The organism is Spirulina sp. CS-785/01 (assembly GCF_028330525.1).
In the GTDB taxonomy this organism is placed as follows: domain Bacteria; phylum Cyanobacteriota; class Cyanobacteriia; order Cyanobacteriales; family Spirulinaceae; genus JAQMSD01.
The window spans coordinates 1-8,700 of sequence record NZ_JAQMSD010000022.1 but is presented as its reverse complement, the minus strand read 5'-3'; the positions used below and the strand labels follow the sequence as shown (position 1 = coordinate 8,700).

Below are 8,700 nucleotides of genomic sequence, written 5' to 3'. Positions count from 1 at the left end.
GCGATCGCACTACTCGAAAAAATAACAACAATGCGATTCTCTACGGGACACTTCGTGAACGCGCTACACTAACAGAAATGATCGTTCTCTACTCAATACGTTTAATCTGGAGAAAGAGGAGTAACGGTAGGGCGATCCGGGTTACTCAAGTCTAAGCGATAATCGAGTAAGGGACTTCTTCCACCATTGCCCATCCTGACTTGAATATCAAAACTGGGGCTATTGTTGCCATTTTGCTCAATTTTTTCAATGAATTGGGCATTGATTTCTTCAGCTTGAATGGGTTGAGGTTGAACGAAGTCAGGACGGGAAACACAAAACAAAACCGCCCCGTCTTGGTATCGACTCGCATACAACCAATAGGTTTGATTATTGGTTGTGAATTTGCGACCGTAGAAGACGGTGAAGCGATCGATTTGTTCTAAGTTGGGATTATAGCGACAGTTGTTGTCGATATAAACGTCTTGAGCTTTGCTCGGTTGGGTGATTGTGGTTACTGTTCCGGTGAGCAAGAGGAACACGGTGGTTTTAATTAGAGGGTTGGGTTTCATGGGGGTTGTGGGTTGGGGGAAGGGGAAGTGCGATCGCTTCTCTTGGAAAATGGAGGAGGTGCGATCACTTCTCTTTCTCCCACTATTCAAAACAAGGCGATCGCACTACTCGGACAATAACAGCAATGTGTTCACGAAGTGTCTCAGAATGAGAATCGCTTTTCTTTCTCCTACTCTTTAAAAAGAGCGATCGCACTCCTCTAAAAAAATATCAGCAATGCGATCGCTTTTTGTCACGCAACTTTTTCTGCATGAAATCTCTGTTCAAATCGTTCGTATTCATCTTCAAGAAGCCAGAGTTTTGCTTCTTTGTAGGTTGCACTGGAAAAGATCGCTTTATACTTTTCAGCCGGATCGTAAATTTTCGTTTCTCCATTGTTGCTTAATAATATTAAAACATAGGGAGGAGAAGCGGTTGGATCGATCCAAAGTTCTGTAAATTCCCAGTTATCAGCTAGGTTTGGTTCGAGGGATGACATGGTATTTCTCTCCTTTGATTTTCATTTCTCCATAGTAGAGTGGAAGTTTAGTCCCATCTGTACTCATTCTATAACCAATCGGTTCGGAGAAATATAAGCCATAGCGATCGTGTCCTCGAATTGTTCCCGTAAATTCACCTCTTTCAATAATTTCTATTGCAACACGATTTAGGGTAGCTGCATCGTTAAAAACATGAACAAATCCTTCTTTGTTTAGCAGTTTTTGCATTTGGGGGGTGTCGGGGAGATGTTTGGCTATATGTTTACTATCGAGGGTCAGCGAACGGTCAATTCCACTCATTTTTGATAGCGTTCGTGAAGCGTTCCGGAGGAAATCGCATTTCCCTTGTTATCTTATCAAAAAAGAGCGATCGCTCTACTCGAAGAAATACCAGCAATGCGATCGCTTGTCCTTCTCCTAATCTACAAAAAGGGCGATCGCATTACTCGATAAAAATACCAGCAATGCGATCGCACTACTCGAAAAAATAACAACAATGCGATTCTCTACGGGACACTTCGTGAACGCGCTACACTAACAGAAATGATCGTTCTCTACTCAATACGTTTAATCTGGAGAAAGAGGAGTAATGGTAGGGCGATCCGGGTTACTCAAGTCTAAGCGATAATCGCTCAAAGGTACATTAATGTTTTGTCCATGTCTCACTTGAATATAAAAACTGGGGTTATTGTTGCCATTTTGCTCAATTTTTTCAATGAATTGGGCATTGATTTCTTCAGCTTGAATGGGTTGAGGTTGAACGAAGTCAGGACGGGAAACACAAAACAAAACCGCCCCGTCTTGATATCGACCTGCGTACAACCAATAGGTTTGATTATTGGTTGTGAATTTGCGACCGTAGAAGACGATGAAGCGATCGATTTGTTCTAAGTTGGGATTATAGCGACAGTTGTTGTCAATATAAACGTCTTGAGCTTTGCTCGGTTGGGTGATTGTGGTTAGTGTTCCGGTGAGTAAGAGGAATAGGGTGGTTTTAATCAGAGGGTTGGGTTTCATGGGGGTTGTGGGTTGGGGGAGGGGGAAGTGCGATCGCTTCTCTTGGAAAATGGAGGAGGTGCGATCGCACAAAAAATGAGAGAAGTGTGATAGTTCACTATTTCGGGTTTGTCCAACCTCGAATAGCAGCACTGGTCGCAGAAATGGATTTTTCACCTGTCACTACACCACCTTGAGACTTGCCAATATCAATGTAGTAAATGCGATTGGCCGCAGCATCATAGCGGGTAACAATTCCAACATGACCATAAGTGCGGTTAAACCCGTATCCCATAAAGGAAATAACTCCTCCACGACGAGGGGGGTTACTGTTTAATCCTCCTCGTGTAGTATAGCTTCCAAAATAAGGTAAATTGGAAACGGTGCTGGCCGTACCATAACCATGATTATAGGCTTGCCCAGGTCGGCTACGCTGATTATGACTCATAAAGACATCTTGAATATAGCGAGCAATCAAGGTGACACATTCTCCATCACTCCATGCTCCCAGATGATGCCTGTCATGGCGAGTAATTACACGGTTTTGAGCTTTTGCCCAATTGATAAATTGGTCAATCTTGGGATTTGTAGAACCACCTCCACCATTGTAATGAACTTTTGCAGTGTTAGGATGTAGGGTAATATAACCTCCCTCAAAATTCTGGCGAGTCACATTGCCGTGCCAGAAGGGATCGCTGGTGGGATAACCTAATTTACCGGGGCCACCATGATCTAAAAAGGCTTGGCGAATCTTGCCAGAAATGTAATACGCCTTATTGCTGCCATAACGCTGCATCACAATCCCCGCACCATTCGGACCATTATTAAAATCCTGAATAATGCCATGACTGCTCCAACCATGTACATCGTTTTTGGGAATACCTAACTTGGCATAACCCCCATGACGGTTAAACGCATCAATAATGGCTTGATACTTCTTGTTATGCTTATTCAAACCAACCACATAATTGGAAGCCTTCTCATAATTGAGTTTAGCCTTTGCACTCCCACCATATTCCCGATGCTTCACCTCAATGGGATATTGACCACTATGGGTAAACGTTCCATATCCAGTAGTCTGAGTCGCCACTTCCATCATCTTATTGATCGGTTTCTGACCATTCACGGTTACAGTAAACCCATCATCGTGGGCAGCTTTAAAGCGATAAGTCCCCCGGTCAAAAGGTCGGTTACTCGTCCAACGCACTGAGAAATTATCCTCTGGAAGCCCAGGGGCAGGACTCCCCACACTCCAATTCCAATATTTGTCTAAGGAATAATCTTTTACTGGCACTTCCCGAGTCCGAGAATAAATATTCCCTTTAGAATTCACCACCCAAGGCGTACCATCAATCCCAACCGTTACCCGCGTTGCAGCACCCTCAACAGCTGTCCAATTTTCACCATTCCAACTATAAATCCCATAACCTGATCCTGTAGGATTTGTGCCGATCCGCCAAACAGAACCATCAATCCCCACCTCAATATCTTTAGCTAATCCTGGTATTTGTTTCCAGCCATTTCCTTCTCGCTTGTAGATATTACCTTGAGAATTGACCACCCAAGGAGTCCCATCAGGTCCCACGGTAATTCGTGTTGCTGCCCCACCAATTTCTTGCCATTTCTGACCATCCCAACGATGAATCCCATAACCACTGCCCGTCGGATTATCACCAATGACCCATACCATACCATCGGGATCAATACTAATATCCTTGGCCTTTTTGGACATCTGCTTCCAGTGATTTCCCTCTCGCTTGTAGATATTACCTTGAGAATTGACCACCCAAGGAGTCCCATCCGGTGCTACCGCAATTTGTGTTGCTGCCCCCCCGACTTCCTGCCAATTGTCATCCGTCCATTGATAAATTCCATAACCATTGCCCGACGGATTAGTGCCAATCATCCACATTGAACCATTAGCACCAATACTAATATCCTTGGCTTTTCCAGGTAATTGCTGCCACGCTTTAGCCATCTTATCCGTAATGCTATCCTGACGCACCACCAATGGATCGCCAGACCAATTGCGATTGGCGAAATATTCCCCACGCCACGCATCTGCCGGAATCGTTAACGTCTTCGATCCCGATTCGGCATACTCATAAAAAGTGGGATTGGTCATGCCAGGGGCCCAGAATAAGCGGCCACTTTCCAACTCTAATTCATACGCACCATTCCCCAGATGTTTTTGAGAAGCCACTGGGGGGCCAAATTGCTGTACCCCACCTGCATTCTGATACGCCTCCCACAGCTTACCAAAGACATAGTGAGCCTTGTTGCCATTGGCAGGGAATAAAGCTCCTCGTCCCTGTGTACCTCGGAATTCTTGATAGGTGGCGTTTAGCACCCAAGCTGGGCCTAGTAGTCCGGGGGGAACGTAGGGGACAAAACTCTCGTTTTTGATCTCCGAAATCGGCAGGCCAACAGCCCCCTCACCCAAAGTATTTTCTAATTCATCATGAGCCGCTTGTAACTCTGGTGCAATAGTATGGGGTGAACCATCCGAAACATAATCCCAATCTAAGTTCGCATAAGCAGACACCCTGCCTTCTGAATGTTCTACTCGTAAATTGTGGATACCTTCAGAGAGCGTCACTTCCACCTCATGGGGGGAAAACGGCGGATTTTCCCAACGATCAATGATTTTCTCTCCATTGATAAAGAAACGCATTCCATCATCCCCTTGGAGCTTAAACTTATAAGTTCCACCCCCTAAATAACGATGGGACGTTAGACGAGAGGAGAAATTATCAACATTAATTTCACTATCTGGACTGCCATGCCCCCAATCTCGCTCAAATCCCCTGGTGTATTCCAAGAAATTATCTTTCTCTAAGCGAGTGACAACAGGTGCGCCTTGTAACTCTCGGTTATTGAAATATTCAGCAGTCCAAGGTTGTAACCAACCCGAACCGTTACTATTCCATCCATTGGGATCGGCAGAACCGTACCAATACATGGGTTGTCCGGCCACTTTCTTCCAGTCCAATTCTAAAGCCGAAGAATATTTATTCTCGTAATGCTCAACTCGAATCCGGTGATACCCTTTATCGAGGGGAACGAGAGCTTTATTGGTAATAAACCCTTGGTCATGCCATTTGTCAATCACTAACTGGTCATCCACCCAAACTCGGATACCATCATCGGCCTGACTATCAAACTCATAGACCCCCGGTTCGTCAAAGTAACGAGTGGTACTCCAGCGATCTGAGAAGCGGTCATCATTACTGACATCACTTCCCCGTACATAAATATTTTCACCAGAATTAACCACCCAAGGAGTCCCATCCGGAGCAACTGAAACCCGTTTTGCTCCTCCCCTTACAGTTTGCCAATTTTGACCATCCCAACGTTGGATATTATAGCCACCACTCACAGGAGTTTCACCAATAATCCAAACTGAACCATCGGCACCAATTTCAATATCCTTGGCTTGACCGGGCATCTGCTGCCACTGATTCCCATTCCGTTTATAGATATTGCCACTATAATTGACCACCCAAGGAGTCCCATCGGGAGCGACTGAAACCCGTTTTGCAACTCCCCTTACGGTTTGCCAGTTTTGACCGTCCCAACGTTGGATGTTTTTGCCACTACTCGTGGGAGCTTCACTGATGCTCCAAACTGAACCATCGGCACCAATACTGATATCCTTGGCCTGACCAGGCATAATCTGCCACTGATTCCCATTCCGTTTATAGATATTGCCACTAGAATTAACCACCCAAGGAGTCCCATCTGAAGCAACAGCGATTTGAGTTGCACCGCCTGGCACTCGTCGCCAATCATTGCCTGTCCACTGATGGATGCTATAACCTCCTGATGTGCGATCGCTGCCAATCACCCAAATTGACCCATCCGCACCAATACTAATATCATGGGCTTTACCTGGAACCAGTCCCCACTCATCGGGTGGTGACAGAAGATCGGGAATACTTCCTGAACTCCAATCCTGATCGAGAAATGTGCTGTCTTCAGTGAGATGACCCTCTGGTTTTCCACTGAGACTGACATTATTAAAGACTTCACCACTCCATTCTGCTGGTGTATTGACGGCTTCCCAACGCAACGAATTGGCTGCACTGCCGCCATGTTCAAAATACTCAACCATCACCTGATGGTATCCGGGTTCAATGGCAGCAAAGGCACGTTTTTCTTCAAAGGGGGAATCTTTCCATTTATCAATGATTAATTCACCATCCACATAAACCCGTACTCCATCATCTGCACGGTTAATGAAATTATAGATACCCCCATCAAAATAACTGGTGGTAATCCAACGGGCCCCAAAATTATCTTCTGGAATGCCTCGCGTTCCTTGAGGTGCGCCGTTGCTGGCATGGAAACGCAGATCGCTCATGTCTTCATATTTAGACCATTCTGGCGACCCGGTTAAATTGCGATTATCCCAATATTGGGCGTGCCAGTTGAAGGTACTGCTTTCGCCACTATCGGGTAAACGGTTTAAGGCTTCAGTATCATAAGCGATCGCACCATGTGAAGGATGCCACAGCATATAGCCCCCTTCAAAATGCTGTTTCACCCAACCATTACCAATGCCTTGTTCTCGACTGGTGGGGAAACCTAACCAACTTGATGGGCCACCTAATTTATCGTATTTCCCGCCAATTGCGCCCCAAGTGGGATGTGCGCCATGTTTAGAGAGCCAAATTTTACTAGGAATGCCTTTTGCCCCTCGGAAATGTTGGACAAATCCTCCACTGTCATCTAAACCGCCTTGAACGGGGATAGCATCGGTTTTGGGATAACCCACATATTCTGCACCACCAAGGTCTAAGAATTTTTCCCAAATCTGACCGCCAACCCAGTAGGAATTATCATTGACGTTGGACTTCATAATCGCCCCCCGTCCGGCTGACCCCCAATCAAAGTCTTGTGTATAACCGCCCGCCCAAGGATGGACATTATTAATGGGGAAGCCTAAGACTTCATGGCCACCATTGCGGTTAAAGGTATTCACATAGGTTTGATGAACGGATTGGCCATCAAAGCCGACTAGACTTAACGGTAAGGGTTCATTTTTGGGGGGTGGAGTGGTGGGTGTTCCCGTTCCGGTAATGTAACTAATGGCTTTTTGTCCATTCCAGATAATATAGCCTCCCTCGAAACTTTGTTTCAGGAAACCATTTCCTAAATCGACGGGTTCGCTGGTCGGTTGTCCTAATACCCCAGTTGCTCCCCCATCTTGTTGATATTGCTCGCCAATCTGACCGTAGAGTGGGAAAACACCGTACTGATTTTCAACAATGACCCCATTTTCAAATTCTTGAATGTTGTTGCCATTAGCATCAGTCTGGACATTCGAGGTGGGATTCCCTAGCCCCGTTTCATGGGAATCGTAAACTGGGAAGAACTCTCCATCTACCGTAAAACCGTTAATGTTGACGAACTGTGGCAGCCAATCTAAACTGATTCCGGCGGATAAAAAGTCTTCCTTATAATCCACTTCAATATCGTGGTAGCCTCCTTGGGACTCAAAATAGGCTTGTTGGCCAAAGCTGCCATTAAACCAAGCAGAAATCAGTTCTTGTCCATCAATGCGAACGCGACTGCGATCGTCTGCTCCCACTTTAATCAAATATTTACCTGGTTCTAAATAGCGTTTGGCTGACAAGCGCATGGAGTAATTATCCGTTAACCCCTTCGGGCCACCATGCCCCCAATACTTCGATAATTTGCCCCAAGCCGTTTGATCCGGTAATTCTTCACTCCCGTAGTAATGAGCAAAATCACCATTATAATAGTCAGCCCACCAACCTCCATTATCAATCACACTTTGTTTACTGTCTGGAGATTCCATAATGGTGCGAGTTGGCCCGTCTCCGTAGCGAATATAGCCATTTTCAAAGTGTTGGTGAATAACTCCATTTCCTACACCAATTTCTTTACTGGTGGGGAAACCTAAACGACCTTTTTGTCCTCCTTCTTGATTGAGATAGTGTGAACCAATTCCTCCGAACACTGGGAAAATGCCGTGGTCTGACTTGAGAATTGCTCCACCTTGGAAGTTTTGTCGTTCTCCACCATTGTCAATATAGTGCCAATGTAATGAGGTGGGTTGGCCTAAAATGCCACTTGCCCCTCCAGTCGCATTCCAAGTGTCATAAAAATCGCCTGTTACCTGATACGTTGGCGGTGGGGCTACTTCCTTGGGAATTTCAATCCAATCTCCCGCTACGATGTAATGAGGATTAGCAATATTATTATGCTGGGCAATCCACATATAGTAGTCATAAGCACTACTTCCCAAGGTTTGTTGCGCGATCGCGCCTAATGTATCGTACTGTTGAATTTGATAAGGAATCCAATCATAATATTTCCCATTTTTCCAGAACTTCTCACTCGCAGCGCGTTCAGTGGGAGTGAATTTATCCTCTCCTCCCCAAGTCGTGGGAATTAACAGGTTATTCGGTTGATACACTTCCCCCTGCGTTTCCTTAGCCAAAGCCACCGCCGCCGGTAAATTGAATAACCCAGCCCCCGTTTCGGCATCCCAACCCACTTCTCCCAAATCTTGGGCCGTATTCTTCACCACCTCAATCACCTGACGATAACTTAACTCCGGGTTAGCAGCCCAAACTTGGGAAATGCCCCCCGATACCTTCGCCGTGGCCACCGACGTTCCGGCCATTGTGCCGATACTCTCCTC

6 protein-coding genes are annotated in these 8,700 nt (G+C 45.8%); 1 reads left to right on the top strand and 5 read right to left on the bottom strand.

Annotation, left to right across the window (positions count from 1 at the left end; all coding sequences use genetic code 11):
• Positions 1–101 precede the first annotated feature (101 nt).
• The 3 genes from PN462_RS00810 to PN462_RS00800 all read right to left on the bottom strand — a co-directional run bounded on the left by PN462_RS00810 (position 102) and on the right by PN462_RS00800 (position 1,331).
• Positions 102–641 carry a hypothetical protein gene (locus PN462_RS00810; protein WP_272125924.1) on the bottom strand — a complete coding sequence of 180 codons (540 nt, stop codon included), beginning with the start codon at positions 639–641 and terminating at the stop codon, positions 102–104.
• Between the two features lie 143 nt (positions 642–784).
• Positions 785–1,030, bottom strand: coding sequence for a hypothetical protein (locus tag PN462_RS00805; RefSeq protein WP_272125923.1), 246 nt, complete (start codon positions 1,028–1,030; stop codon positions 785–787).
• Positions 1,002–1,331, bottom strand: a complete 330-nt coding sequence (locus PN462_RS00800) for a DUF6972 family protein (protein ID WP_272125922.1) — start codon at positions 1,329–1,331, stop codon at positions 1,002–1,004. Before PN462_RS00800 ends, PN462_RS00805 begins: the two co-directional genes overlap by 29 nt.
• A 14-nt stretch (positions 1,332–1,345) precedes the next feature.
• Here PN462_RS00800 and PN462_RS00795 point away from each other — a divergent pair, with 14 nt between their 5' ends.
• Positions 1,346–1,522, top strand: coding sequence for a hypothetical protein (locus tag PN462_RS00795; RefSeq protein ID WP_272125921.1), 177 nt, complete (start codon positions 1,346–1,348; stop codon positions 1,520–1,522).
• A gap of 76 nt (positions 1,523–1,598) precedes the next feature.
• Here PN462_RS00795 and PN462_RS00790 read toward each other — a convergent pair whose 3' ends face one another.
• Positions 1,599–2,180 carry a hypothetical protein gene (locus PN462_RS00790; RefSeq protein WP_272125920.1) on the bottom strand — a complete coding sequence of 194 codons (582 nt, stop codon included), beginning with the start codon at positions 2,178–2,180 and terminating at the stop codon, positions 1,599–1,601.
• A complete protein-coding gene (locus PN462_RS00785) occupies positions 2,146–8,682 on the bottom strand; it encodes a tectonin domain-containing protein (protein ID WP_272125919.1) in 6,537 nt (2,178 codons plus the stop codon). The genes PN462_RS00790 and PN462_RS00785 overlap by 35 nt, the downstream gene beginning before the upstream one ends.
• Positions 8,683–8,700: the final 18 nt, after the last annotated feature.